The sequence below is a fragment of the Herbaspirillum sp. VT-16-41 genome, from assembly GCF_001994935.1.
Taxonomy (GTDB): Bacteria; Pseudomonadota; Gammaproteobacteria; order Burkholderiales; family Burkholderiaceae_D; genus Herbaspirillum; species Herbaspirillum frisingense.
The window spans coordinates 232,448-258,728 of sequence record NZ_MUXB01000095.1 but is presented as its reverse complement, the minus strand read 5'-3'; the positions used below and the strand labels follow the sequence as shown (position 1 = coordinate 258,728).

The 26,281-nt window shown below is 64.4% G+C and carries 25 protein-coding genes; 10 read left to right on the top strand and 15 right to left on the bottom strand.

Going from position 1 to position 26,281, the window contains the following annotated elements; translation table 11 throughout:
- The first annotated feature begins 180 nt into the window (after positions 1–180).
- From BTM36_RS08105 to BTM36_RS08095, 3 genes are read left to right on the top strand one after another with little or no spacing between them, the layout of a single operon-like run.
- Positions 181–1,263, top strand: a complete 1,083-nt coding sequence (locus tag BTM36_RS08105; protein WP_139347105.1) for an efflux RND transporter periplasmic adaptor subunit — start codon at positions 181–183, stop codon at positions 1,261–1,263.
- Positions 1,260–4,403, top strand: coding sequence for an efflux RND transporter permease subunit (locus tag BTM36_RS08100; RefSeq protein WP_077235852.1), 3,144 nt, complete (start codon positions 1,260–1,262; stop codon positions 4,401–4,403). The genes BTM36_RS08105 and BTM36_RS08100 overlap by 4 nt, the downstream gene beginning before the upstream one ends.
- The gene (locus BTM36_RS08095; RefSeq protein WP_077235851.1) at positions 4,403–5,875 is read left to right on the top strand and encodes an efflux transporter outer membrane subunit; all 1,473 of its coding nucleotides are present in this window, start codon (positions 4,403–4,405) and stop codon (positions 5,873–5,875) included. The genes BTM36_RS08100 and BTM36_RS08095 overlap by 1 nt, the downstream gene beginning before the upstream one ends.
- Before the next feature lie 59 nt (positions 5,876–5,934).
- Here the strand turns inward: BTM36_RS08095 and BTM36_RS28290 are convergent, their stop codons facing one another.
- The gene (locus tag BTM36_RS28290; RefSeq protein ID WP_158243296.1) at positions 5,935–6,081 is read right to left on the bottom strand and encodes a hypothetical protein; all 147 of its coding nucleotides are present in this window, start codon (positions 6,079–6,081) and stop codon (positions 5,935–5,937) included.
- A 253-nt stretch (positions 6,082–6,334) separates the two neighbouring features.
- Between BTM36_RS28290 and BTM36_RS28950 the strand changes: the two genes are divergently transcribed.
- On the top strand, positions 6,335–7,177 hold the full coding sequence (locus tag BTM36_RS28950; RefSeq protein ID WP_254426960.1) for a hypothetical protein: 843 nt from the start codon (positions 6,335–6,337) through the stop codon (positions 7,175–7,177).
- An 11-nt stretch (positions 7,178–7,188) separates the two neighbouring features.
- On the opposite strand, the gene BTM36_RS08075 is transcribed toward BTM36_RS28950, so the two are convergent.
- The 6 genes from BTM36_RS08075 to BTM36_RS27705 form a co-directional block, all read right to left on the bottom strand.
- On the bottom strand, positions 7,189–8,040 hold the full coding sequence (locus BTM36_RS08075; RefSeq protein WP_077235848.1) for a carbohydrate ABC transporter permease: 852 nt from the start codon (positions 8,038–8,040) through the stop codon (positions 7,189–7,191).
- Positions 8,041–8,060: 20 nt separating this feature from the next.
- On the bottom strand, positions 8,061–9,011 hold the full coding sequence (locus BTM36_RS08070; protein WP_077235847.1) for a carbohydrate ABC transporter permease: 951 nt from the start codon (positions 9,009–9,011) through the stop codon (positions 8,061–8,063).
- Positions 9,012–9,101: 90 nt separating this feature from the next.
- Complete coding sequence (locus BTM36_RS08065) at positions 9,102–10,346, bottom strand: ABC transporter substrate-binding protein (protein ID WP_077235846.1); 1,245 nt, start codon at positions 10,344–10,346, stop codon at positions 9,102–9,104.
- A 176-nt stretch (positions 10,347–10,522) separates the two neighbouring features.
- The gene (locus BTM36_RS08060) at positions 10,523–12,499 is read right to left on the bottom strand and encodes a beta-galactosidase (protein WP_077235845.1); all 1,977 of its coding nucleotides are present in this window, start codon (positions 12,497–12,499) and stop codon (positions 10,523–10,525) included.
- A gap of 72 nt (positions 12,500–12,571) precedes the next feature.
- Positions 12,572–13,735, bottom strand: coding sequence for an ABC transporter ATP-binding protein (locus tag BTM36_RS08055; protein ID WP_077235844.1), 1,164 nt, complete (start codon positions 13,733–13,735; stop codon positions 12,572–12,574).
- A gap of 58 nt (positions 13,736–13,793) precedes the next feature.
- Positions 13,794–14,090: a hypothetical protein gene (locus tag BTM36_RS27705; protein ID WP_139347099.1), complete on the bottom strand. Its 297-nt coding sequence runs from the start codon at positions 14,088–14,090 to the stop codon at positions 13,794–13,796.
- 6 nt (positions 14,091–14,096) lie between these two features.
- Between BTM36_RS27705 and BTM36_RS08050 the strand changes: the two genes are divergently transcribed.
- On the top strand, positions 14,097–15,119 hold the full coding sequence (locus BTM36_RS08050) for a LacI family DNA-binding transcriptional regulator (RefSeq protein ID WP_006464091.1): 1,023 nt from the start codon (positions 14,097–14,099) through the stop codon (positions 15,117–15,119).
- Here BTM36_RS08050 and BTM36_RS08045 read toward each other — a convergent pair whose 3' ends face one another.
- Positions 15,120–15,752: a TetR family transcriptional regulator gene (locus BTM36_RS08045; protein WP_077235843.1), complete on the bottom strand. Its 633-nt coding sequence runs from the start codon at positions 15,750–15,752 to the stop codon at positions 15,120–15,122.
- Positions 15,753–15,928: 176 nt separating this feature from the next.
- Here BTM36_RS08045 and BTM36_RS08040 point away from each other — a divergent pair, with 176 nt between their 5' ends.
- Positions 15,929–17,155, top strand: coding sequence for an arabinose transporter (locus BTM36_RS08040; RefSeq protein ID WP_077235842.1), 1,227 nt, complete (start codon positions 15,929–15,931; stop codon positions 17,153–17,155).
- 96 nt (positions 17,156–17,251) lie between these two features.
- Here BTM36_RS08040 and BTM36_RS08035 read toward each other — a convergent pair whose 3' ends face one another.
- A complete protein-coding gene (locus tag BTM36_RS08035) occupies positions 17,252–18,346 on the bottom strand; it encodes a sensor domain-containing diguanylate cyclase (protein ID WP_241813608.1) in 1,095 nt (364 codons plus the stop codon).
- Positions 18,347–18,607: 261 nt separating this feature from the next.
- On the bottom strand, positions 18,608–18,838 hold the full coding sequence (locus BTM36_RS27700) for a hypothetical protein (protein WP_139347098.1): 231 nt from the start codon (positions 18,836–18,838) through the stop codon (positions 18,608–18,610).
- Between the two features lie 64 nt (positions 18,839–18,902).
- Here BTM36_RS27700 and BTM36_RS08030 point away from each other — a divergent pair, with 64 nt between their 5' ends.
- On the top strand, positions 18,903–19,313 hold the full coding sequence (locus BTM36_RS08030) for a hypothetical protein (RefSeq protein WP_077235841.1): 411 nt from the start codon (positions 18,903–18,905) through the stop codon (positions 19,311–19,313).
- A gap of 171 nt (positions 19,314–19,484) precedes the next feature.
- Here the strand turns inward: BTM36_RS08030 and BTM36_RS08025 are convergent, their stop codons facing one another.
- From BTM36_RS08025 to BTM36_RS08015, 3 genes are all read right to left on the bottom strand, one after another.
- Positions 19,485–19,844 (bottom strand): 5-carboxymethyl-2-hydroxymuconate Delta-isomerase, encoded by a 360-nt coding sequence (locus BTM36_RS08025; protein WP_077235840.1) that lies wholly within the window; start codon positions 19,842–19,844, stop codon positions 19,485–19,487.
- A gap of 98 nt (positions 19,845–19,942) precedes the next feature.
- Positions 19,943–20,923, bottom strand: a complete 981-nt coding sequence (locus BTM36_RS08020) for a threo-3-hydroxy-L-aspartate ammonia-lyase (protein WP_077235839.1) — start codon at positions 20,921–20,923, stop codon at positions 19,943–19,945.
- An 82-nt stretch (positions 20,924–21,005) separates the two neighbouring features.
- Positions 21,006–21,668, bottom strand: a complete 663-nt coding sequence (locus BTM36_RS08015; protein WP_039875813.1) for a transcriptional regulator — start codon at positions 21,666–21,668, stop codon at positions 21,006–21,008.
- A 135-nt stretch (positions 21,669–21,803) separates the two neighbouring features.
- Between BTM36_RS08015 and gcvA the strand changes: the two genes are divergently transcribed.
- The 3 genes from gcvA (at position 21,804) to BTM36_RS08000 (ending at position 24,457) form a co-directional block, all read left to right on the top strand.
- The gene (gene gcvA, locus BTM36_RS08010; protein ID WP_077235838.1) at positions 21,804–22,706 is read left to right on the top strand and encodes a transcriptional regulator GcvA; all 903 of its coding nucleotides are present in this window, start codon (positions 21,804–21,806) and stop codon (positions 22,704–22,706) included.
- An 89-nt stretch (positions 22,707–22,795) separates the two neighbouring features.
- Positions 22,796–23,632, top strand: a complete 837-nt coding sequence (locus BTM36_RS08005; protein WP_077235837.1) for a DMT family transporter — start codon at positions 22,796–22,798, stop codon at positions 23,630–23,632.
- A 63-nt stretch (positions 23,633–23,695) separates the two neighbouring features.
- Positions 23,696–24,457, top strand: a complete 762-nt coding sequence (locus tag BTM36_RS08000) for a glucose 1-dehydrogenase (RefSeq protein ID WP_077235836.1) — start codon at positions 23,696–23,698, stop codon at positions 24,455–24,457.
- 16 nt (positions 24,458–24,473) lie between these two features.
- Here the strand turns inward: BTM36_RS08000 and BTM36_RS07995 are convergent, their stop codons facing one another.
- Together BTM36_RS07995 and BTM36_RS07990 are read right to left on the bottom strand one after the other, a co-directional pair.
- Positions 24,474–25,568, bottom strand: coding sequence for a saccharopine dehydrogenase family protein (locus BTM36_RS07995; protein ID WP_077235835.1), 1,095 nt, complete (start codon positions 25,566–25,568; stop codon positions 24,474–24,476).
- A gap of 131 nt (positions 25,569–25,699) precedes the next feature.
- Positions 25,700–26,164: an Lrp/AsnC family transcriptional regulator gene (locus BTM36_RS07990; RefSeq protein WP_077235834.1), complete on the bottom strand. Its 465-nt coding sequence runs from the start codon at positions 26,162–26,164 to the stop codon at positions 25,700–25,702.
- Positions 26,165–26,281: the final 117 nt, after the last annotated feature.

Genomic DNA, 26,281 nt, shown 5'->3' with positions numbered 1-26,281 from the left:
GGATTGCATCTGAATTCAGATCTGCATTAGAATCGCTGAACTTTTGTAAAGACCACCCTCGAGGATGCGGAGCGCCCGGCGATCCGACCCTACCTTCTTGAAAGGAAAGCTGTGAAGCCCGATCCGCGTCCCCGTGTCCTTCCTCTGCCTCTGTCTCTACCCCGGCGCGTACCGCTCGGTCTGGCCGCGGCGGCCCTGGTGCTGACCCTGTCGGCCTGCAGCAAGCCGGCGCCGGTGGCCGACGCCCCGCGCGAAGTGGTGATCCTGCAGCCGCAGGAACGGGACGGCGGACAGCCTTTGCATCTCCCGGCCGAGGTGCAGTCGCGCTATGTGACCTCGATGTCCTTCCGTGTCGCCGGCCAGCTGGTGGAGCGTCGCGTGCACCTGGGCGACGTGGTGCGCAAGGGCCAGGTGCTGGCGCGCCTGGACCCGTCGGATGCCGATCAGAATGCCGCCTCCGCCCGCGCCGAACTGGCCTCGGCACGCCAGCACCTGGACGCCGCCGAGAAACAGTTGCAGCGCGATACCGCCCAGGCCCGCGAACAGCTGATCAGCGCCCAGCAACTGGAACAGAGCCAGGATGCCCGCGCCGCTGCACTGGCGCAGTTCCAGGCGGCCCAGGCACGTGCCTCGGTGGCCGGCAACCAGCGCGACTACACCACCCTGGTGGCCCAGCATGACGGCGTCATCAGCGCCGAACAGGCCAATACCGGTGACGTGCTCAACCCTGGCCAGCCGGTCTATTCGCTGGCCTGGTCGGGCGCCGTGGATGTGGTGACCGATGTCGCCGACCGCCAGCTGGCCGGCCTGCAACCTGGCCAGCCCGCTACCGTCACCCTGGCCGCGTTGCCGGGCAAGACCTTCAAGGGCAAGGTGCGCGAAGTCAGTCCCGCCGCCGACCTGCAGAGCCGCACCTACCGCGTCAAGGTCACCCTGGAACGACCCGACGCCAGCGTGCGCCTGGGCATGACCGGGGATGTGGTGATCACGCCTGACGTCCCCTCCGGCCAGGCCAAGGTATTGCTGCTGCCGGCGACTGCGCTGTTCCATCAAGGCGGCAAGCCGGCGGTCTGGATCGTCGGCGCCGAAGGCAAGCTGGAACTTCGCCCGGTGACCGTATCGGCCTATGGCGAGCGCAGCATTTCTCTGTCGCAGGGCGTGGCCGCGGCTGACAAGGTGGTGGTGCAGGGCGTCCATACCCTGACTGCTGGCGAGAAGGTCAAGCCGGTCGCCCCGCTGCACGCCGAGGACTTCGCCCTATGAGCGCGCCCGGCCGTTTCAATCTCTCCGCCTGGACGCTGCAGCACCAGGCGCTGGTGACCTTCATCCTGGCGCTGGTGACGCTGCTGGGCATGGGCTCCTACAACCGGCTCTCGCAGTCCGAAGACCCGCCCTTCACCTTCAAGGTCATGGTGATCCAGACCGACTGGCCCGGTGCCACCGCGCGCCAGGTACAGGAGCAGATTACCGACCGCATCGCCCGCAAGCTGCAGGAAACGCCGGATGTGGACTTCCTGCGCAGCTATTCCCGTGCCGGCCAGTCGCAGCTGTTCTTCACCATCAAGGACACCGCGCCCGCTTCGCAGGTGCCGCAGACCTGGTACCAGGTGCGCAAGAAGGTCGGCGACGTCGCCGCCACCCTGCCGCAAGGCGTCAAGGGACCTTACTTCAATGACGAATTCGGCGACGTCTACACCAACATCTATGCACTGGCCGGCGACGGCTTCACGCCCGCACAACTGCGCGACTATGCCGACCAGTTGCGCGGCGAACTGCTGCACGTGCCGGGCGTGGCCAAGATCGATTACTTCGGCGAGCGCCAGGAACACATCTACATCGACATCGGCAATGCCCGCATGACGCGCCTGGGCATCAGCCCGCAGCAACTGGCCGATGCCATCGGCGGCCAGAACGCCGTGGTGCCGGGCGGCCTGATCACCACCGGCAACGACCGCGTCTATGTGCGTCCTACCGGCCAGTTCGACAACCTGCGGGCACTGGAAGACAAGGTCATCCACCTCAACAACCGCAATTTCCGGCTGGGTGACATCGCCACCATCCACCGTGGCTACGACGAACCCCAGGAACAGGAAATGCGCGCCAACGGCCAGCCGGTGCTGGGCATCGGCGTGACCATGCAGCCCGGTGGCGACGTCATCCGCCTGGGCAAGGCCCTGGATGCGCGTACCGAAGAATTGCGCAAGCGCCTGCCGGCCGGCCTGACCCTGACGGCGGTCTCCAGCATGCCGCACGCCGTGGAAAAATCGGTCGACGATTTCCTCGAAGCCGTGGCCGAGGCTGTCGCCATCGTGCTGGTGGTGAGCCTGGTCTCGCTGGGCATCCGTACCGGCATGGTGGTGGTGATCTCGATTCCCATCGTGCTGGCAGTGACCTCGCTGTTCATGTACATGTTCGACATCGGCCTGCACAAGGTCTCGCTGGGCACCCTGGTGCTGGCCCTGGGCCTGCTGGTGGATGACGCCATCATCGCCGTCGAGATGATGGCGGTGAAGCTAGAGCAGGGCTGGAACCGCCGCCGCGCCGCCGCCTTCGCCTATACCAGTACCGCCTTCCCGATGCTCACCGGCACCCTGGTGACGGTGGCCGGCTTCCTGCCGATCGCCCTGGCCAAGTCCGGAACCGGCGAATACACCCGTTCCATCTTCGAAGTCTCGGCCATCGCGCTGCTGCTGTCGTGGCTGGCGGCGGTGGTGCTGATCCCGCTGCTGGGCTACCACATGCTCAAGGAAAAGCCGGGCGCGCTCACCGATGAACAGATCGCCGCCAATCCACATGCCGGCCATGACGAGGAAGACCACGATCACCCCATCTACCAGACTCGCATCTACACCCTGCTGCGGCGCTCGGTGTCCTGGTGCGTGGCCTTCCGAGGCCGCGTGGTGATCGCCACCACCTTGCTCTTCATCGGTTCGCTGGCCGCCTTCGCGCTGGTACCGCAACAGTTCTTCCCCAGCTCCGACCGGCCCGAACTGCTGATCGACATGCACCTGCCCGAGCGCGCCTCCTTCGAGGCCACCCAGCGTGAAGCCATCCGCATGGAAGCCCTGCTCAAGGACCGGCCGCAGATCGATCACTACATCAGCTTCGTCGGTGTCGGTGCACCGCGCTTCTACCTGCCGCTGGACCAGCAACTGGCCAGCCCCAACTTTGCCCAGTTCGTGGTCACCGCCAAGTCGGTGGAAGATCGGGAAGCCCTGGCAAAGGCGCTGGAAGAGCCGTTGCGCAAGCAGCTCAGCGGTGTGCGTACCCGCATGACGCGCCTGGAAAACGGTCCGCCGGTAGGCTTCCCGGTGCAGTTCCGCATCAGTGGCGAGCAGATTCCCAAGGTGCGCGCCATCGCCGAACAGGTTGCCGCCGAAATGCGCAAGGAGACCCGTGCGACCAACATCCAGTTCGACTGGGATGAACCGGCGCAGCGTTCGGTCTCCTTCGAGATCGACCAGAAACGCGCCGGTGAGCTGGGCCTGAGCAGCCAGCAGATTTCCAACTTCCTGGCTATGCAACTGTCGGGCTACACCATCACCCAGTACCGCGAGCGCGACAAGCTCATCAGCGTCGATCTGCGCGCCCCGCGCAGCGAACGCGTCGACCCCTCGCGCCTGGCCACGCTGTCCATGCCCACCCCTAACGGCCCGGTGCCGCTGGCGACCCTGGGCAAGTTCCACAACACGCTGGAATACGGCGTCATCTGGGAACGCAACCGCCAGCCCACCATCACCGTGCTGGCCGATGTGCGAGCAGGAGTGCAGGGTATCGACGTGACCAACGATGTCAACCAGAAACTCGACGCGCTGCGCGCCGAGCTGCCGGTGGGCTACCGTATCGACGTCGGCGGCCCGGTGGAAGAAAACGCCAAGGCACAGTCCTCGATCTCGGCGCAGATGCCGCTGATGTTCATCGCCGTACTGCTGTTGCTGATGGTGCAGCTGCAAAGCTTCGGCCGTACCCTGATGGTGGTGATGACCGCCCCGCTGGGTCTGATCGGCGTGGTCGGTGCGTTGCTGCTGTTCGGCCAGCCCTTCGGCTTCGTCGCCATGTTGGGGACCATCGCCATGCTGGGCATCATCATGCGCAACTCGGTGATCCTGGTGGACCAGATCGAGCAGGACATCGCTGCCGGCCGTGGCCGCTTCGACGCCATCGTCGGTGCCACCGTGCGTCGCTTCCGCCCGATCACGCTGACTGCGGCCGCTGCCGTGCTGGCGCTGATCCCGCTATTGCGCAGCAACTTCTTCGGCCCGATGGCCACCGCCCTTATGGGCGGCATCACCATCGCCACCATCCTGACCCTGTTCTACCTGCCGGCCCTGTATGCGCTGTGCTACCGGGTCAAGCCGGATGAAACCCATCATCGCGACAACGCCGCGCAAGGGAGCCACTGATGAGCGCCGTCCGTTTTTCCCCCGCCCCGCGCACCCTGGCGCTGGCCGCAGCGCTGCTGGTCTCCGGTTGCGCCCTGGGTCCGACCGGCGAGGCACCGGCCTCGCCCCAGCCGGCCCACTACGCCGTCGATGCCACACCCGCCACCCTGGGGCCGCAGGAGGCGCGTCAGAAATTCGTGCTCGGCCAGCGCGCCGTGCCGCAGTGGTGGCGTGCCTATGGCTCGCCGGAACTCTCCGCATGGGTGGAGGAGGCCCTGCGCAGCAACCATTCGTTGGCCCAGGCTGATCGCAATCTGGCCGCCGCCCGCCTGCAGTTACGCGCCCAGATCGATGAATCGCTGTGGCCAACCATCGATGCGGTCGGCCAGGCCCAGCGCCAGCGCGCCCTGGGGCTGCCCAATCTGGGGCCGACCACCAACCTGTACAACGTCTTCGCCGGCCAGATTCGCGCCAGCTATACCTTCGACCTGTTTGGCGTGGAGCGCTTCGCCAACTCGGCGGCTGCAGCCCAGGTGGATGCGCAGTCCTACCAGTTCGACGCGGCACGCCGCTCGGTGGCGGCCAATGTAGTGATCACGGCCATCAATGCGGCTTCCCTGCACGCGCAGGTGATGCATACCGAACGCCTGGTGGCGCTGGCCGATGCCGATGTCGAGGAGATGCAGCGCCGGCTGGCGCTGGGTGCGGTGTCACAGGATGAGTTGCTGTCGGCGCAGGCCAGCGCGCAGTCGCTGCGCGCCAGCCTGCCCGCCATGAAAGCGCAGTGGCAGGCCTCGCGCCATGCGCTGGCGGTGTTGATGGGACGCACCCCGGACGCTGCGCCGGCCGACCTGGATATCACCCGCCTGCAACTACCCGGCGAAGTGCCGATGGCCTTGCCTTCGGAACTGCTGCGCCAGCGGCCCGATATCCTGGCTGCCGACGCCGCATTGAAGGTGGCTGCCGCCGAGCAGGCGCTGGCCACGGCCGAGATGTTCCCCAGTCTGTCCATCAGCGCCTCCTTCGGCCAGTCCGGTTTTTCCTGGGCCAAGGCGACCAGTGGGGCGGGTGCGGTGTGGGGACTGGGGGCTTCGTTGACGCAGCCGCTGTTCCACGGCGGCGCCCTCAGCGCCCGGCGTGACGCTTCCAAGGAGGCCTATCTCGCGGCCGAGGCCAATTATCGCCAGACCGTGTTGAATGCCTTCCAGAACGTGGCCGATAGCCTGGTGGCGCTGACCCAGGATGCTGATGCCCTGCAAGCCTCCACGGCGGCGCGCGCGGCCAGCGAGCAGGGCTGGCGCAATGCCCAGCGACGCGCCCAGCTGGGCGCCTACCCGGCCAGTGCTGCACGCGCAGGCGAGCGCCAGTATCTCAATGCCAGGCTGGGCGAGGTGCGTGCCACGGCCAGCCGCATGAGCGATACCGCCACCCTGTTCCAGGCCATGGGCGTGGGCATCGAGGTACCGCCCCAGCAGGCGGCGGCCAAGCCCTGAACGGACAGGGCGGGAGCACCCAGCGGGCGCTCCCCTCCCTTCCCTATCCCATTCTCTCGTCAACCGCCCACGTACTGCTGGAACAGGTGGCTGAACAGCCGGGTCAGGTCCTTCATCAGCATCGCCCCGCCGCGACCGGCGTGGGCTTCGAACGCGATGCTCATCGTACCGATGAAGACGGCCAGGCGCAGGGTGGTGGTGTGCATGATGGGCTCCTTGTGGTGGCGGATTGCTGTGTCGATGGAGTCATCTTGCGCCGGTCCGGTCATGCCCGGATGTCAAAATGCGACGCCCGCATTTCAGTTGAAATAAATTTCTCCCCTGTCAGGGATTCGTCAGTTCTTCGTCAGTCAGGCGGCAAACAGCTCGGCTATATTCTCGCCAGATGGCAGCCGCAGTCGGCCATCGCCAACGACAACAACAATTCGCGCAAGCGGACAGAAGAGAATCGGGGAATCCATGTTGAGAATGCTGGTATGCCTTGCAGCATTGCTGCTGGGCGGTTGTGCCTCCATCACGGGCACGCAGACGCAACCCATTTCGGTCCAGGCCACGCAAGGCAGCCAGATCGTTTCCGGCGCCACCTGCACGCTGAGCAACGATGCCGGCAAGTGGTATGTCAGGACGCCAGGCAGCGTCGCCATCAAGAAGAGCACCGCCGACCTACTGGTGGAATGCGCCAAGGATGGTGTGGTGGGCCAGCAGAACGTGGTCTCCAAAGCCAATACCAATGTCTGGGGCAATATCCTGGCAGGGGGCATCATCGGTTATGCCATTGACCGCAACAGTGGCGCAGGTTTCGATTATCCGGACGCGGTCACGGTCACCCTCGGTAGTGTGCTGGGCGCCATGCCGGGAACGCCTCTCCCTGCTGGCATGGCCGGCATGACACCGGCGGCCGGACGATGGCGGGCCGTCATGTCCTGCGACGTCAACCGCACCATCAACGACAGCAAGCCCTACCAGGCCAATTTCAACGCCGAGGTCGATGGCAACCGTGTGCTGCTACGACGTCGCAACAAGATCGCCGAGGAAGTCCTCTCCGGCACCATCTCGGGCGACTCATTGACCCTCAACGGCATGGGCTATCGTCTGGAAAAGCCGGGCAGCTCCTGGGTGTTCCGGATCGATGGCGTGTTCATGGGCAATGCCAAGATCTTCAATGGCAAGGGGGCCATGCTGACCAAGGCCGGCGTGGTCGCTCGCGAATGTACAGTGGTGATGGTCCACACCGATATCCCGCCGCCAGCACCCAAGAGCGAGGCGCCCGAGGTGGCGGCGGCACCTGCTGCCGCCCAATAGGCGCAGCGGGCTCAGCCCTTGCTGGCCCCGAAGGTGAGGCCGGCCACGAATTGCTTCTGCATCACGAAGAACAGGATCACCGAGGGCAACGCCGCCAGGATGGAACCGGCCGAGACCAGGTTCCAGGCGGTGGTCCACTGTCCGCGCAGGGCCGCCACGCCCACCGTGATGGGCGCCACGTCGTCCCCCTGGGTCAGCACCAGCGCCCAGAAGTAATCGTTCCAGACGAAGGTGAAGACCAGCACTGCCAGTGCCGCCAGCGCGGGCCGGATCAGCGGCAGCACGATGCGGTAGAACACGGTCCACTCGCTGGCGCCTTCGATGCGTGCCGCCTCGATCATCTCGAAGGGCAGCTGCTTGATGAAATTGCGCAGGAACAGCGTGCAGAAGCCGGTCTGCATGGCGATGTGGAACAGCATCATCCCGGTGATGGTGTTGAACAGGCCCAGCGACAGCGACAGGTCCCGCACCGGGATCATCAGGATCTGTTGCGGCACGAAGTTGCAGGCCACGAAGGTGGCGAAGAGCACCGTATTGCCCCGGAACTGGTAGGTCGACAGCGCAAAGCCGGCCATCGCCGCCAGCGAGATCGCGCCGATCACCGAGGGAATGGTGATCAGGCAGCTATTCCAGAAGTAATGCAGCATGGGCGAGGCGGTCAGCGCTTCGCGGTAGTTCTCCAGCATGGCGAAGTCCTGCGGCCAACCCCAGTAGTTGCCGGCCATCAGTTCATCGTTGGAGCGCACCGAGGTCACCAGCGCGGTCAGCATCGGCAGCAGCCAGATCAGCAGGGCCACCGGCACCGAGATACGGTACAGCGCCCGGTTGAGCGGCTTCCATTTTTCTATCGGCATGGGAAACATGGCGATCCCTCTTTTCTTCGTTAGCGTTCGGCGCGCAGCATGCGGCGCAGTTGGTAGATGATGTAGACCAGCATGATGGCGAACAGCGTCACTGCCACCGCGGCCGAGTAACCCTGGCGGTAATACTTGATGGCCTGGTCGTAGGCGTAGTACGCCAGCACGGTCGAACTCTCGTAGGGGCCGCCGCTGGTCATCACCGAGATCAGGTCGAAGCTGCGCAACGCGCCGATGATGCTGACCACGAAGGCCATGAAGGTGGTCGAGCGCAGCTGCGGCAGGATCACGTAGCGCAGCATGCTCCAGCCCTTGGCGCCTTCCATGCGCGCCGCTTCCACCTGGTCGTGGTTCAGTGCCGTCAGCCCGGTGAGATAGAGGATCATGCAATAGGCAGTCTGCGGCCACAGCGCCGCGAAGATGATGCCGAAGGTGGCGTAGCGGGCGTCACCCAGCACCGGTACGCCTTGGCCCAGGATCAGCGACAGCAGGCCGAAGCTGGGATCATAGAACCAGCTGTAGATCAGTCCCACCACCACCCCCGAGAGCACGAAGGGCGCGAAGAACAGCGACTTCACCACGCGCATGCCACGCATCTTCTGGTTCAGGTAGAGCGCGATGGCCAGGCCCATGGGCGGCGCCAGCAGGAACATCAGCAGCCATAGCACATTGTTCTTGAGCGCCGTGTAGAAGGTCGGCGCGTGGAACAGTTCGACGTAGTTGGCCAGGCCGACGAACCTGGGATCGGTCATGCCATCCCAGCTGAAGAAGCTGAGATAGATGGTGTACAGGATCGGGTAGAGCACATAGACCAGCGTCATCACGCAGGCCGGCGCCAGGAACCAGAAGGCGGCACGGTTGCGACGGGCGGCGCTGCGCTGCGGGCTGCTGGCCGGGGTGGCTGATACCGCAGATGTGGCAGATGTGGCCGTTGCATCGGTCGCAGGCGGCTGCGCGGCGGAAGTGGGCGCTAGCATGGCAGGGTCTCCTTCAATTTCTGCGGGCCATCGCCGCCGCTGTCAGCGACGGCGATGGCCCGGGTGAGTCACTACTTGTCCTGCTGGCGATCAGGACTTCTTGTAGATGCGCTTGCGGGCCTGTTCCAGATCGTTGAGGACATCATCGAGCTTGTTCGGATCGCTGACGAACTTCTGCATGCCCTTCATGCCTTCATCGGCCATTTCCTTGGTCATGTCGCGATCATAGAACTGCGAGATGCCGCCCTTGGCATTGGACAGGATCTCGAAGCCGATGCGCGAGATCGGGTCGGCCGGTGCCGGCGACTTGCTGTTGGCCGGCAGCGATCCCAGGCCCTCGGCCAGCTTGGCACTGATGGCGGGTGTTCCCACGAAGGCGATGAAGCGGTGCGCATCGGCCTTGTTGCGTGCCTTGGCCGGGATGTGGATCGATTCGGTCGGACCTTCCTCGGCCGTCGGCACGGCGGCATCGATGATGGGGAACTGGAAGTAACCCATCTCCGGTGCCAGCTTGGCCGGGAAGCCCTTGGCGATGAAGGTGCCCATGAGCATCATGGCGGCCTTGCCTTGGAACAGGAAGGGCTGGGCGCCGTCCAGGTCGTAGGACAGGGCGTTGTCGATGAAGACCTTGTTGTCGATCAGGCTCTTCCAGGCGGTATAGGCCTTTTTCACCCGAGGGTCGGTGTAGGCCACGTCGCCGGCCATCAGCTGCTGGTGGAAGGCATTGCCGTTGATGCGCAGGTCGAGGTAATCGAACCAGCCGGCCAGGGTCCAGGCGTCGCGACCACCGACGGCGACCGGAGCGATGCCGGCGGCCTTGAGTTTCTTGCAGGCTTCCAGGAATTCATCCCAGGTCTTGGGTTCGCTGGCGATGCCGACCTTCTTGAACAGGTCCTTGCGGTAGAACATGCCCCAGGAGTAGTACACGGTCGGTGCCGAATACTGCTTGCCCTGCCAGGACGAGGCTTCCTTGGTGGAAGCATAGGTGCTGTCCCAGCCGTTCTTCTTCCAGTCTTCGCTCAGGTCTTCCAGCAGGCCGCGGCTGGCGTAGAAGGCCATGCGCTCGCCGTTGTGCCAGTTGATGATGTCCGGCGCCTGGGTCGACAGCCAGCCCGGCAATTGCACCTTGTACGCTTCTTCCTCGATGAAGGAAGCCTTGATGTCCACGTCCGGGTTGGCCTTCTTGAATTCATCCATCGTCGATTGCCATACCGCGCGCTGGACCGCCCCCTTGTAGGCGATGTTGACGGCCAGGGTGCCGGCCAGGGCGGCGCTGCTCCAGGCGGATGCGGCCAGGCAGCCGGCGATCACGGTCATGCGAATCATCTTGTTCATTGTCGTCTCCGAATGTTGGTTTCAAAACAGCTGCGTTGTCGATGCTGTGACCGACCTCCGCAACTTCTTTTTCAGTTCTGCCAGGTTCTTTGCCCATCTTGCGCAGGTCTCTTGCCTGCTTGTGCGCGGCAGCCGTGGCTGCCGTGCGTTCTTCCAGAGTGAGGCCGGCGTCCTGCCTAATCGGGTTTGCTGCTGCGATAGATCGCCACGCCCTGCGGTTCCAGGCGGGCCTGTCCCACCAGGAATTGCGCGTTATCGGCCTGCGGCAGCTGTATCGGTGCATCGCTGTAGTTGAACGCGAATTGCAGGCCGCCGCGCTGCTGCAGGCGCAGGCCTTCCGGCAGACGCTGGGGTGTCAACCCGGCGGCGCGTGCGACCTCTTCGAAATAGCGCATGGTCAGGTCGGCATCGAAGATGCCGGCCAGATAATGGGCCCGTTCCTTGCGCACGATGGCGGGATGGCCATCCCCGAAGCGGGCGATGGTCTGCAGACCATCACCATCGGCTTCGATCAGGTCGCGCCAGTAGCGGCCCTGTCCTTGTTCGCTACCCCATTGCACCGGCTCGCTGACGTTGGGACGCATCGATTCCACACGCCAGACGCGCATCGGTAGCAACTCCTGCAGCGGTCCCGGCGGCAGCGTGTCGGGAATCTGCAGCGAGCCGGTCTTGGAACCGCTGCGCGGGCCGAACACCACCTGCGCGCCGCTTTTCGCGATGCGATCCGGCAGGTTGTCCGGCACGATGGGCAGCGGCGGTACCACGATCATGGCGTAGCCATCGAGGTTCGCGTGCAGCGGCACGATGTCCACATCCAGCCCCAGCGCACGCAGGGTGGCGTAATAGTCGAAGGCGAAGTGCGCATATTCGAAGTCGATACCCTGGAAATGGATTTCGAAGAGCCACTTGGCGTCGTAGTCGAAGAGTAGCGCCACCTTGCCGCGTGGCTGTGCCAGCGCACCATGGCTGGCTTCGACCGCGAGGATTTCCTGCGCCACGCGCTCGGCCTCCGAGCCGCCCACGTCGAGGCGATTGTCGGGACGGTTCAGGCCGGCATGCATCTGTTCCTGCGCGAACGGGCACTGGCGCCAGCGGAAGTAGGAGACACAGCCGGCACCGTGGGCGAAGGCTTCCCAGCTCCACAGGCGCACCATGCCCGGCAGCGGATGCGGGTTCCAATGTGCCCAGTTCACCGGCCCCGGCTGCTGCTCCATCACCCAGAAGGGCTGGATCGACATGCCGCGATAGAGGTCATGGTTGAAGCTGGCGAAATCCGGATGGCCGGTGCGCAGCCAGCGCGCCTTGGTGTCCTGGTCGAACCACATCACCTCCAGCGCGCCCAGCGGATAGCTATCCCAGGTGGCCACGTCCAGGTCGGCCGCGACCGGATAGTGATCGAACTCCAGGAACATCTGCATGAAGTTGTGCACCATCAAGCGACCCGGCGAGAGCGGACGTAAAATCTCGACCTGCATGCGGTTGTAGCGCACCACCTCGTCGGAGGCGAAGCGGCGGTAGTCCAGGCGATGGGAAGGATGGGCTTCGGTCACCGTGCCGATGGGCGCATCGATCTCATCGAAGCTGCGATATTCCATGCTCCAGAACACCGTACCCCACGCGCTGTTGAGCGCATCGATGCTGCCGTAGCGCTGGCGCAGCCACTGGCGGAAGCGGCGCTGCGCCGACGGAGAATAGCTAACCACGGTCTGGTGGCAGCCATATTCGTTGTCCAGTTGCCAGGCGGTCACGGCCGGGTGTTGGCCATAGCGCTCGCCCAGCAGGCGCACGATGCGTTGTGATTCTTCGTAATAGGAGTCGGACGAGAAATCATAGTGACGTCGCGAACCGAAGGCGCGCTCGCGACCCTGGGCATCGACTGCCAGCACATCGTCATGGCGGTCGATGAGCCACTTGGGGGGCGTCGCAGTCGGGGTGCACATCACCACCTCCAGACCATGCCGGGCCAGCACGTCGATGGCGCGGTCCAGCCAGTCCCAGTGCAGGTCACCCGGCGACGGTTCGATGCGGCTCCAGGCAAATTCGCCGATGCGCACCTGCTTGATGCCCAGCGCCTGCATGCGTTGCGCATCGCTTTCCCACATGGCCTCGGGCCAATGTTCAGGGTAGTAACAGACTCCCAATCGTAACGACATGGTCGTGATTCCTTAGCGGTAGTGAAGCGTGGAAGGAGAGGTGCGGCGGTGGTCGCGGCCGCAGCCCGTGGTTCAGGCCGCCGCAGCCAGACCGGGAGCGGGCTGCCTGCGCGCCAGCGCCACGCCGTCCTGGTCGAAGAGATAGGTGCAGTCGGGAGACACCGAGACGCGCAGACGTTCGCCACGGGCGATGTGGGCATCCCCCGCCGCCTTGGCGACCAGAGGCTGGCCGGCTGGCTCATCCAGATGCACGTAGGTCTGCTCGCCCAGGCGTTCCACCAACACCACCTCACGGGTGATGCCGTACTGGCTCTGCTGGCCACCAGGGCTGCCATGGCCGATCTCCATATGTTCGGGACGCACGCCCAGCGTCAGCATCTGGCCCGGCTGTACGGCGCCCTGTGCGGCCACCAGCACGGTCTCGTCGCTGCTGGTCAGGCGCACCAGGATGCCCTGGTCCTGCACGCCGACCACCTGCACCGGCAGGAAGTTCATGCGCGGTGAACCGATGAAGCCGGCCACGAAGCGGTTACGCGGATGGTGGTACAGCTCCATGGGTGTACCGACCTGGGCGATGCTGCCGAAGCGCTGCGTGTCGGCCCCGGCGTGCAGCAGCACGATGCGATCTGCCAGGGTCATGGCCTCGACCTGATCGTGCGTGACATAGACCACGCTAGCCTGTTCGAACTGGCGGTGCAGACGGGCGATCTCGATGCGGGTCTGGCTGCGCAGCGTGGCATCCAGGTTGGACAGCGGTTCGTCGAACAGGAACACGCCCGGACGTCGCACGATGGCACGTCCGATCGCCACCCGCTGGCGCTGGCCCCCCGACAATTCCTTGGGCTTGCGCTGCAGCAGTTCTTCCAGCTGCAGGATGCGTGCGGCCTCGCGCACCTTCTGCTCGATCTCGGCCTTGGGCAGCTTGGCCAGGGTCAGCCCGAAGCTCATGTTCTCGAACACCGTCATGTGCGGGAACAGCGCATAGCTCTGGAACACCATGGCCACCGAGCGCTGTGCCGACGGCACATCGTTGACACGGCGCCCACCGATGAAGAGATCACCGGAGGAGAGGTCTTCCAGCCCCGCGATCACCCGCAGCAGGGTCGACTTGCCACAGCCGGAAGGGCCGAGGAAGACACAGAATTCATGCTCGCCAATGTCGAGGTCCACATTGCGGATCACCGGCGGCGCATCGCCGTAGGCTTTTTGTGCTGCACGCAAGCTGATGCTGGCCATCACGTCTTCCTTACAGAAATGGATTGCAGGGCAGGACGCCGCAAGGGCAGGGCGGACGTCAGGTCGAGCCTAAGGTTAAGCGCTTAATCAAACTATCCAAAAAAAAGATCGCCTGAGTTTCCTGTGTGCAATCGGGGTTGTCTCCACGTCGTTGTTCTGATCGTGTTGCCGCCTTGGTGGTGGCAAATAATTTTGGTCGATCATACCCATCTTGAATCGGCCCTGCAACAACAATCCTGTAACCGCAGGCCGACAGGAAATTGTCAGCTGTCGCGCTATCGGCACGCGCCGTGATGGTGGACTGCGTTGACAAGCCCGACATAAGCGGATTGAATGCGAGGGCTTCCAACTCCATGCAGCCATGACCACCTTATCCGAAGTCGCCCGTCTGGCCGGTGTCACCTCGGCCACCGTCTCCAACGTCCTGCGCCAGCGCGGCAAGGTCGGCGAGCAGACGCGCCAGCGTGTGCTGGACGCAGTTGCCCAGCTCGGCTATCGGCCGCACCTGACAGCGCGCGCACTGGCCGAGGGACGGGCGCCGACGCTGGCGCTGGTGGTCTCCAGCATCGCCAACCCCTTCTATCCCGAGTTCGCCCTGGCCGCCGAACGTGCCGCGCGTGATCGTGGCCGCTTCCTGATCGTCTGCAACACCAATGACGATCCCGATATTGGCCGCGCCTATCTCGACCAGATCGCCGGCACCTTGTCCGATGGTGTGCTGATCATGAATGCCAACCTGCCCATGGATGAGCTGCGCAAGACCGAACAGCGCGGTGCACCGGTCGTGCTGTGCATGTGGGAAAAGCCCGATGCGCCGCCGGAGCTGCCCTGCATCGCAGTGGACTTCCATGAGGCCGGCGCAATCGCTGCGCGTCATCTGCTGGGGCTGGGTCACCAGTGTTTCGCCGCGCTGGTGGGCAGCAAGAAGAGCGGCATCCATGCCGAACGCTATCGCGGATTTTCCAGCGCCTGCGCGCAGGCCGGTCACAAGCACCCGCTGCAGCGCACCCGTTACATCAACGACACCGTCGAGGCCGGCTATCGCGCCACCATGGAATTGCTCAAGGAACATCCACAGGTGACCGCCATCTTTGCCAGCAATGACTTGCCGGCACTGGGTGCGATGAATGCCATCGCCGATCTCGGGCTGAACGTGCCGCGTGACATTTCCGTCACCGGCATCACCGATATCCAGTGGGCGCGGGTCTCGCGTCCGGCCTTGACCACGGTGGCAGTGCCGACCGAGGAGGCGGCGCGCATGTCCATCGATCTGCTGCTGGCGCTGATCGAGCGCCGTAGCCCTTCGCCGGTGATGCGGGTGACCGCCACGCCGCAACTGGTGGAGCGCGCCTCGACCGCAGCGCCACGCAAGCGCAAGGGCTGATCAACGCACCTGCAGGCTCTCCAGATACGCACAGAACATGTCGGCCATGGCTTCGCCATAGGCGCGGACGGCCTTGGGTTGTTGCGCGCTGCGCGAGAGATGTTCGCCCACCGAGCAGAGCGTGGTCATCACCAGTTCGCCAGCGCGCTTGCGTCGCGGTGCCGGCACGCCCGGCAGGGCCTCGCGCATGAAGGTGGCGATGATCGCATCCCACTCCTGGATCAAGGCTTCGGACTCCACCGCATCGCGATAGAGCGGCGCCGCATCGGCCAGCGCCAGCCTGACCTGGGCTTCCTCGAATTCGCTGCGGATGAAGGCATGTACCAGTTCCCGCAGTCGCCTGGCCGGCGGCTTGCGCTGGTCCTGCAGCAACTGGCGCACCATCCCGGTGGTCTGCTGCCATTCGTCGGCCTGCAGACGGAACAGGATGGCCGCCTTGTTGGGGAAATACTGGTACACCGATCCCACGCTCACACCGGCCCGCTCGGCCACCCGCGCGGTCGTGAACCGTTGCGCCCCCTCGCGTAGCAAAACCTGAACAGCCGCTTCGAGAATGGCGGCGACCAGCTCGGTCGAGCGGGCCTGCTGCGGCGTCTTGCGCAGGGAAATCTGGGGGCGGCGGGGCTTGGGCATGGTGCAGGAAGTGGTCGTAGGGAATGCGAATGGAAAACCTGACGAAATGATCGCATACTGCGTATCGACAGGATGTGACGGATTCGTCGCATTCTAGCCTGGGTGGTCGCCACCTTCAATCGGAACGGTGCAGGCCCGGCAGGCATCCTCACCTCGTCTATCTCCAAGGACATACCATGACTATCAAACCGGCTGACAAGCCTGCTTCCCTGACGCCGCTGGCCAGCCCCGGCGCGGCGTCCTTCATCGTCTTTCTCAGGCTCGCCCCGCTGACGCTGGCGGTCTTCATCGCCTTTCTCACCATCGGCCTGCAGTTGCCGGTACTGCCCCTGCACCTGAAGGATGCCCTGGGCATGAATGCCACCATGGTCGGCGTGGTGGTCGGCGCACAGTTCGCGGCAGCCCTGTTGTCCCGTGCCTGGGCCGGCAACCAGGCCGACCTGCACGGTGCCAAGCGCGCGGTGGTCATGGGCTTCATGGCCGCTGCGGTTTCGGCGCTGATCTATCTGGCTTCCCTGGTCCTGCTGGATCGACCTGCGCTGTCGGTGCTGGTCCTGCTCGCCGGCCGCGTGGTGCTGGCCCTGGGCGAGAGCCTGGTGATCACCGGCACCATGAGCTGGGGCATTGCGCTGGTCGGCCCGCAGCATGGCGGCAAGGTCATGGCCTGGCTGGGTATCGCCATCTATGCCGCCATGGCCTGCGGGGCGCCGCTGGGGGTGGCGGTCAGCCATGTGTATGGATTTGCCGGCATCTGCCTGGTGAGCCTGGCCATTGCCCTGCTGGCACTGGCGGTCATCGCCGGCCTGCGTCCGGTGGCACCCGGCGCCAGTCGTCGCACGCCCTTCTACAAGGTGTTGGGCGCGGTATGGCAACCTGGACTGGGGCTGGCCTTGTCCAGTGTCGGATTCGGTGTCATCACGGCGTTCATCGCGCTGCTGTTCGCCGCACGTGGCTGGGGCGATTCTTCGCTGGCCTTCACCAGCTTCGGCGTGGCCTTCATCATCGCCCGCCTGCTGTTTGCGCATCTGCCTGATCGCATCGGTGGCGCCAGGGTGGCACTGGTCTGCGTGCTGATCGAAGCCCTGGGTCAGTTGCTGATCTGGCAGGCTGATGCCAGCGCGTTGGCCTATGCCGGTGCCGCCCTGACCGGCTTCGGCTATTCGCTGGCCTTCCCCGGCTTCGGCGTGGAGGCGATGCGCCGTGCACCACCCCAGACCCGTGGCCTGGCCATGGGCGCCTACGTGGCTTTCCTTGATCTGTCGCTGGGCGTCACCAGCCCCCTGGCCGGCGCATTGGCCAGCCAGGTGGGTGTGCAGGGTGTATATCTGGCGGGAGCGGTCCTGGTGGGATTGTCGATGCTGGTGGCGCTGCATCTGATGCGCTCACCCGGCGAGGGCACATGAGCACCGTCGGGTAGCGCGTCAGGTGCTAGGGCGCTGACATGAAAACGCCGCTGTCTGTGCAGCGGCGTCATTCGTTTGCAGCGGCTCCTGCAGACTTCAGGCGTTGCGTGGATTGCGGCCGTGCTTGCGTTGGTACATGGCCTGGTCGGCCGCATGCAGCAGTGCGCTGAAGTCGCACATTTCGGAGGGCGTTACCGTGGCTGCGCCCAGGCTGATCTCGATATCGGTATGTGGCCACTTCACCCGCGCCACCGCCTGCTTGATGCGATCGGCAACCTGCTGTGCGCCGGTCTCGTCGGTATCGGGCAGGATCAGCGAAAACTCGTCGCCACCATAGCGGGCCAGGAAATCGCTGGCACGCAGCGGTGAACGCAGCACCCTTGCCAGTTGCTGCAGCATGGCATCGCCGGCCGGGTGACCGTAGGTGTCGTTGTACTGCTTGAAATAATCCACGTCCACCATCAGCATCGACAGCGGTCGCGCATTGCGCAGGTGGCGGGTCCATTCTTCGCGCAGGCGCGAATCGAAGCTGCGGCGATTGCCGATGCCGGTCAGGGAATCGGTCATGGTCTGCTGCTCCAGCTTCTGCATGGCACGATGGCTGTCGAGCAGGGCTTCGAGCTGGCGGCCCAGCTTCAGGAAGGCATCACGTTGCGTAGCGGACAGGGCGCGTGGTTCGCGATCCATCACGCACAGCGTGCCCATGATGTCGCCATTGCCCGACACCAGCGGCACGGCGGCGTAGAACCGCACCGGCGGGGTGCCATTGGCCAGGGCACTGACAGCAAAACGTTCGACAGTACGCAGATCGGTGATTTCGGTCACCACGCCCGGCGTGCGGGCCGCCATGTCACACAAGGAAAAGTCCACTGCATTGCGCAGCACGCCGGTCTGGCCGGGGAAGTGCCACCACTGGTTGCGGCTGTCGCCACGGCCGTTGATCACGGACAGATAGGGTTGTTGCAGGCCGATGTCGGGGTGCAGCTGGCTGAACATGCCCATGGGAGTACCGCACACGCTGGAGGCCAGCGAGATGAAGTCGGAGAGTGCCGGTTCCAGCCAGGCGTCGGCGTCGCTGTCGGTGTGCGCCAGTTCGACGCGGGTGTCGGTCAGTCCGCGCTGGCGGCCTTGGGTACGCTGGAAGAGGGAGCGTTCGGGAGTGTACTGGGCGTGCAAATCTCGAATGTTCATGGCGCGTTGCTCGTGAGGGTTGGGTTTCGTTTTATTTGGTTCACCGTCGGTGCTTCGTGTGAGGCAGTGGGGAGGACGGTGCAGGATGTTCTGGTGGTCTGGTGCGCGGACGGAAATATTTTTCTTCTTCATCAACCGTACATCACCGCACATCATGTTGCCCTGCGACATCAAGGTAGCAGATCACGTCCCGAAGTAAACCGCTTTGGAACATCCGCTTACAATTTATACCTGGTTCTAGCGGAAACGATGCCATTCCGATCACATAAGAACAGCTTCGCTGATCATGCCGACAATTGACGTTTTGCCAGTGTCTTCACGGCGATGCGTAACAATAAATTGCGCCCTCGGAAATGCCCATCGGACAGCGCCACTTTCGCGTGTCAGCGGATTCTTATATTGCTCTGCAATAGAGCGAAAAAAGGCGACATTCAGGCGTCGCCATGAGGCGACAAAATCATGTCGCCACAAGGTGACGATTAATGCTTGCAAAGCTGCTTGGTCCTAAATAAACTCTGCCGTTCCGTAGATCCGATCAACGTTTTTGAAAGCAGAGATGTCGACCCAGCCCAAAGCAGGCGCAGTCCTGTTCGCCAAAGATGTAGCCCGCCTCGCCGCGTTCTATGCGCAGGTGCTGGCGGTGGTTCCCAAGCATGCCCATGCTGAAAAGGTAGTGATCGAGGCCGAGGATTTCCTGTTGGTGATCCATGCCGTTCCGCCCGCTGCGGCAGCCACGTTGGAAATCAGCGCGCCGCCGGTGTTGCGTGAGAACGTGCCGGTCAAGCTGTTCCTGCCGGTGCGCTCGCTGGCCCAGGCCAGGTTGAGCACGCAACAGCTCGGCGGTGGCATGAAGCCCGCCGATGCCGAATGGAGCGGGCCGGACTTCCGTGCCTGCGATGGCTTCGATCCGGAAGGCAATGTGGTGCAATTCCGCGAAGTCGCACGCGAGCCGGCGCTGGCTTCCTGATTGCACTGCCGCTGACCTTGCAGAAGAACAATACCGGTCAGCGCAGCCGTATCGACAACAGCAAAAAAGAAGCCGTCCGGCAAATACCGGACGGCTTTTTCGTTCCTGCGTTCCAGCACCCACGCAGATCAAGGGAACGCTTCCCCTCGCGTGCTGTGGGCGCTGCCGCGCTTACTGCACGGCAAGCTTGAAGTAGGTCTCGCGCTGCATGTCCACCACGTCCACCGTGATCTGCACCTGGGTCTGTGCCGGCCAGCTCTGGTCCTTCTGGATGGCTGCGCCCAGCAGGTCGGCGACCTGCTTCTTTTCTTCCAGCGTGCGGCCGGTCAGGATGGACAGGCGCAGTGCCACGAAGGCGCGCTTGGCATCGGCGGCGGTGCCGACCAGGTAGTCATCCAGACGCACGGCGCGCGCCTTGATGGCGTTTTCGTCAAAGTGTCCGCTGGCCACCAGTGCCTGGTTGAGCTTGAGCAGGGTGGGCTGTACGTCGAGGGTGAGATTGCCGGTGTATTCCACAACGAGATGGGGCATGGTGGTTCCAATCCTTGTTAGGTAGATGAGGGGTGTGTGGGCTAAGGCTGCCTGCGACTGTAAGCCAAAACCGCCGACGATGATATTGGTGTAAACGATTAGCCGGCCAGGTAAGCGGAAAGCTTGCCCAGGTCCACATTGCCGCCGCTGATGATCACGCCCACCCGCTTGCCCTGCAACTGGTCCTTTAACTTGCGGGCGGCAGCAAAGCCCAGGCAGCCGGTCGGCTCCACTACCATCTTCATGCGTTCGGCGAAGAAGCGCAGGCCGGCAATCAGTTCTGCGTCGCTGACGGTGTGGATGTCGTCCACCAGCTGGCGGATCACCTCGAAGGTGTACTTGCCCAGGTGCTGGGTCTGCGCACCGTCGGCGATGGTCTTCGGGGTATCGATGTGGACCACATGACCGGCGCGCAGCGATTGCTGGCCATCATTGCCGGCCTCCGGTTCCACGCCGTAGATCTTGCAGTCCGGCGCCAGCGCGCGGGCCGCCAGCGCCGCACCCGACAGCAGGCCGCCGCCACCGACACAGACGAACAGCGCATCAAGCGGCCCGGTCTCCTGCAGCAATTCCAGCGTGGCCGTGCCCTGGCCGGCCATCACGTGCGGATGATCGTAGGGCGGGATCAGCGTCATCTTGCGCTCGGCCGCCAGGCGCGCACCGATGGCTTCGCGGTCTTCGGTGTAGCGGTCATAGGTGACCACTTCGGCGCCATAGCCACGGGTGGCGGCGACCTTGGCCGCCGGCGCATCCTGCGGCATCACGATCACTGCGGGGATGCCCAGCAACTGCGCGGCCAGCGCAGTCCCCTGTGCGTGATTGCCGGAAGAGAAGGTGATCACCCCGTGGCGACGCTGATCCGCATCGAACTGCGACAGCGCATTCATCGCTCCGCGGAACTTGAAGGCGCCCATGCGCTGGAAGTTTTCGCACTTGAAGAACAGTTGCGCGCCAAGCTCGGCATCGGCGGTACGCGAGCGCAGCACCGGCGTCCTGTGCGCCCAGGGCTTGATGCGTTCGGCGGCCAGCAGGACATCGGCGAAGCTGGGCAATTCGGTGGCGCTGGAAACGGGGATCATGATTTTCCTTTGGAGGCAGGGTGGAGTCGGAGGGATTCGATAGCGCAATCAGAAGGAGGAGCCGGCGTCGGTGTGGGGCGGGTCAGTCCTTTTCGTCGTTGTAGACCGTCGCACGTGAGACGCCCAGGTGCGCTGCCACGATCTCGGCCGCCCGGCGCACATCCATGCAGCCGCTCTGGCGCAGCTCGCGCATCAACTGGCGGCGGTCCTCGGCCTTGAGGCTGCGCGGCGTGGTCGACAGGCGCGTCGCAAAATCGTCGATACGACTGCGCAGGGCGTCCGCGCCGGCCGGCTCCAGCGTCTCGGCCACGCGCACCGCGCCATCGATGCCGCCGAACTGGCGCAGCATGCCCTGCAAGGCGCCGAACAGCGTCAGGTCGATGTTCATGCACAGCGCCGCCACGTACTTGCCATCGGCGTCCTTGATGCCGATCGACGTGCTCTTGGCCTGGCGCCCGTCGGGCAGGGTGTTGGCGTAGTTGGTCAGCACTTGCGGATAGCTTTCGTCGGCGATGCGTGCCAGGCCCAGTTCGGTGGTGGCGTCGCCGACTTCGCGTCCGGACAGGTTGTTGTGCAAGGCCACGATGGAATGATCCGCGTCGCGCAGGTCGTGCAGCACCACTTCGCAGAAGGGGGCGAAGGTCTCGCCCAGCCCAAGGGCAACCTGCTGCAATTGCGACAGCAGCAGGGCATGGTCGGGACGGTCGGGTTTCTTTTTGCGGGAGCGTGAAGTCATGCAATACATATTATCTAAAATTAGACTTTACGTATACTCCGCCGCAGCTTGCCTTGCGCAGCCCGGGCAGGCGCTTGCTATCATGAGCATCCGTTCATACGAGGTTGGCGATGCTGACGACCTCCCGTTCCGAGAGTCCGGCCCATGCGAGACCTGCCCCCCACCGCCACCTTGCGCGCCTTCGAAGTCGCGACCCGGCACGCCACCTTCACCGCCGCCTCCGAGGAATTGCACGTCACCCAGAGCGCGGTCAGCCACCAGCTGCGGCATCTGGAAGAACTCTGGGGTGTGCAGTTGTTCCAGCGTGGCAAGTCGCTCACGCTGACCCCGGCCGGCGCCGCGCTGGCACCGGTGGTGCGGGAGTTCTTCATGAAGCTGGAATCCACCCTGGGCGAACTGCGTGAGCAGAATGGACGCGTCAGGCTCAAGGTCAGCACCACCTATTCCTTCGCGCTCAAGTGGCTGTTGCCGCGCCTTCCCGATCTGGCGCAGGACCATCCCGACATCCTGGTCACGCTGGAGACCACCGACGCCGCCATCCGCTTCATGCCCGGCGAGCCGGACGTGGCCATCCGCTTTGGTACCGGACCCTACCCGGGCCTGTTCTCGGAGTTCCTGTTCCGCGAACAGATCTTCCCGGTGGTCAGCCCGGGCTTGCTGCAGCGCCTGGGCAAGCCGCGCAAACCGGCCGACCTGCTGCGCTATCCCCTGCTCACCCGTGCCGGCGCCGACATGGTGCCCAAGTGGGACCTGTGGTTCCAGCAAGCCGGCGTGACGGCGCCGGCCTTGCGCGAGAACGTACGCCTGGCCGATACCAACATGACCATCGAAGCTGCCCTGCTGGGCCAGGGCGTGGCCCTGGCCCGCAGCGGCCATGTGGAACAGGAGCTGGCCAGCGGCAGCCTGGTCAGGCTGTTCACCATGGCTCTGCCTTCGCCCCTGGCCTACTACTTCGTCTGTCCCCAGGGCGTGGAGGTGCAGCCGCATGTGGCCAGCTTCCGCGCGTGGATGATGGCGCAATCCCGGCAGGCTGCACAAGGCTATTGACCTTGATGGCCGCGTAGCATGAGCGATTGCTCATGCCGGGATGAGGAGACTTCGCTTGGGTCCGCGCCCGGTCGTGCTTACCATGGCGCATGTCCTTGCCCATCGTGTTGCTCATTCTCTTCGCCGCCTTCCTGCATGCCGCCTGGAACGCCTTGCTGCGTGCCGGCGGCGACCGCCTCTGGTCAATGACCGTGATGTGCATGGCAGTGGCGCTGGCCAGCCTCGCTGCCATGCCCTTCCTGGCTTCGCCGTCACCGGCCAGTTGGCCCTATGCAGCCGGCTCGGCGCTGCTGCATGTGGGCTACAACCTGTTCCTGGTGCGCAGCTATCGCGCCGGTGAGCTGGGCCAGACCTATCCGATCGCACGCGGATGTTCGCCGGTGCTGGTGACCCTGGGCGCCGCCGTCTTCGCAGGCGAACAGATGAGCGCGGTAGTTCTGCTGGGTATCGTACTGGTGTCGGGTGGCATCGTAGCCCTGGCGTTTCGCCGAGGCGGGCTGGCGCTGCCGGGCCTGCCTTATGCGCTGGCGACCGGTTGTTTCATTGCTGCCTATAGCGTGGTCGATGGCATTGGCGTACGTCTTTCGGGGGCGCCGCTGGCCTACACCGCATGGATGTCAGCAGGCTGGGGGCTGCTCATGCCGCTGGTCTACCTCGCGCTGCGCCGGCCACGCGGCCCGCGTGTGCTCTTCATGTTGCAGCCGGGATTCGCTCGCGCCTTTGCCGGTGGACTGGTCTCGCTGCTGGCCTACGGCATCGTCATCTACGCTATGGACCTGGCACCGATGGGCGCGGTCTCGGCACTGCGCGAGACCAGCGTGCTGTTCGCGGCGCTGATCGGCTACCTGTTCCTGGGTGAATCCCTGGGCCTGGCGCGCCTGCTGGCGTGCGCCGCCATCGCTGCCGGCACGGTCCTGATCGGCTGAAGCGGACATGGGGCCCAGGCACTGCCAGACAGGTTTCCCGTTTTACCCTTTCGGAGAACGACCATGTCCGTCCCTTCCTCATCCCCTCTGATCCTCATCACCGGCGGCAGCCGTGGCATGGGCGCTGCCACGGCCCGGCTGGCGGCTGCACGCGGCTACGATGTTGCGCTGAGCTACCTCGCCAACGAGCAGGCGGCGCAATCCGTCGCAGACGACGTGCGCAGGCTGGGCCAGCGCGCCCTGGCGGTGCAGGCCGACAGCGCCGATCCGGAGCAGGTGGCCAGACTCTTCGCCGCCATCGATGACAGCTTCGGACGCATCGACGTGCTGGTCAACAATGCCGCGATGCTGGAGCGCCAGTCACGGCTGGAAGACCTGGGCTACGCGCGCATACAGCGTGTCTTCGCGGTCAACGCCATCGGTCCCATGCTGTGCGCCCAGCAGGCGCTGCGGCGCATGGCCTATCGCTACCAGGGACGCGGCGGTGCGGTGGTCAATATTTCCTCGGCCTCGGCCCGGCTCGGCAGCCCCAATGAATATGTCGACTACGCTGCCTCCAAGGGCGCGCTGGAGACCTTCACCACCGGCTTCGCCAAGGAAGTCGCACGCGAAGGCATCCGCGTGAACTGTGTCCGGCCGGGACACATCTACACCGAGATGCATGCCAGCGGCGGCGAGCCGGATCGGGTCAACCGGGTCAGGGAAAGTATCCCGATGGGCCGGGGCGGCCAGCCCGAAGAGGTGGCGCGCGCCGTGCTGTGGCTGGCCAGCGAAGAAGCATCGTTCATCACCGGCACCTTTCTTGACGTCACCGGCGGCAAGTGAGCCGCCGGCCACTGCCTCAGGCATAGACCGCGCCGAACCGGTTGGCCAGTAGATCCGGCAGGGCGATCTGCTCCTGCCGGATGAAGCCCCGGGCCGGCAGCCTGCCTTCGCGGAACAGGTCCAGCACCGCACAGACACCGGCTGCGGTGCTGGCCTGGATGGCGCTCTGCCAGCGGCCATCGGACTGCCGCGCAAAGATCTTGCGGGTGAAGACCTCTTGCATCAGCTTGCCATCGCGCAGCCCGCTCACGGTGACGAACACCAGTACCACGTCCTGCATGGTGGCCGGCACGCTCTTGCGCAGGATGTCCTTGAGCAGGGCCTGGTCATGGCGCAGGCCAAGATCGCCCAGCAGGAATTTCATGCGCTGCTGGTGACCGGGATAGCGTACCGACTTGTAGTCCAGATTGCGCACCTTGCCGGCCAGCGTCTCGCACAGGCTGCCCAGGCCGCCGGAAGTATTGAAGGCTTCGTACTCCACACCGTCCAGTGAAAAGTGTTCGAGGTCGGCCAGGGCGTCGACGCTGACCCGCTCGCCATCACGCAGCGCCGCGCAGGGATGGCAGTATTCGTTGATGAGACCATCCACGCTCCAGGTCAGGTTGTACTTCAATTCATTGGTGGGGAACTGCGGCAGGGCCCCCACCCGCATCTTGATGTCGTGTACCTCGTCGAAACCGGCCGCCAGGTGATGCGCGGCGATGCCGATGAAGCCCGGCGCCAGTCCGCATTGCGGCATGAAGACGGTGGGGGCATCCGCCGCCAGCGCTGCAATCGCTGCGGTCGCCTGCACATCTTCGGTCAGGTCGAAATAGTGGGTGCCGGTCTGGTGCGCCACCGTCGCCACCGGCACCGCCATGTGATAGGGCAGGGCATTGATGACCACATCGGCTTGACGCAGCAGTGCCGCCAGTGCCTGTGGGTCGGTGGAATCGACCACCGTCTTTTCGACATTCAGGCCTGAGACCGCCTGCAAGGCGTGGGCGTCGCGGTCGGCGATGGTGACGCTGTAGTCGAGGGTGTGGTGACCAGTGCGGCCATCACCGGCAGTGGCCAGCAGGCGGGCGATGGTCTGGCCGATGTGGCCGGAGCCGAGGAGGACGGTACGCATGATGACTCTCCAGAATGAAGGTGAACGGATGATTCATTCTAGGTAGCCGTCACGACAGAATACATTGGCAGATCGTCAGAAAGCAGCAAAATTGCAGACGATATGTAGCGTCAATTAGTCACTATGTAGCGTCAGCGGGTCTTGGCCACATCGCCCCGGTCGATCTTGCGCGCCAGCACCACCGAGGTCGTGGTCTTGATGACGCCTTCCATCTCGCCGATCTGGTCAAGGATCTTGTCCAGTTGTTCGGGGGTGCTCACGCGCAGCCATGCGACGTAATCGAACTCGCCACTGACGGCACACAATTGCTGGACCTCGGCGATGCGCCCGAAGCGGCGGACTACATCGCGCCCGGCGCGCGGCTGCACCGTGACGCCCACATAGGCTTGCAGACTGGGATCGACCACGTCGTTTCCGAGCTTGAGGGTATAGCCGCCGATCACGCCTGCCTGCTCCAGCCGGGCGATGCGTGCAATCACGGTGGTGCGCGCCACGCCCAGACGGCGGGCAATCTCGGCCACCGGTTCCCGGGCATTCAGTTGCAGGATGGAGAGCAGTTGCCGGTCGATGTCGTCGAGGTGGTCCAGCCTGATCATTTCCGGTTCTCCTGTCCTGTTGATGGATACGACACAATGACGAAATGGCGCTACAGAGCGTCAGTGTAGTCCAGGATGAGATGGGTGAGGAGCCGGCCCACATACCTGCCATGGTCG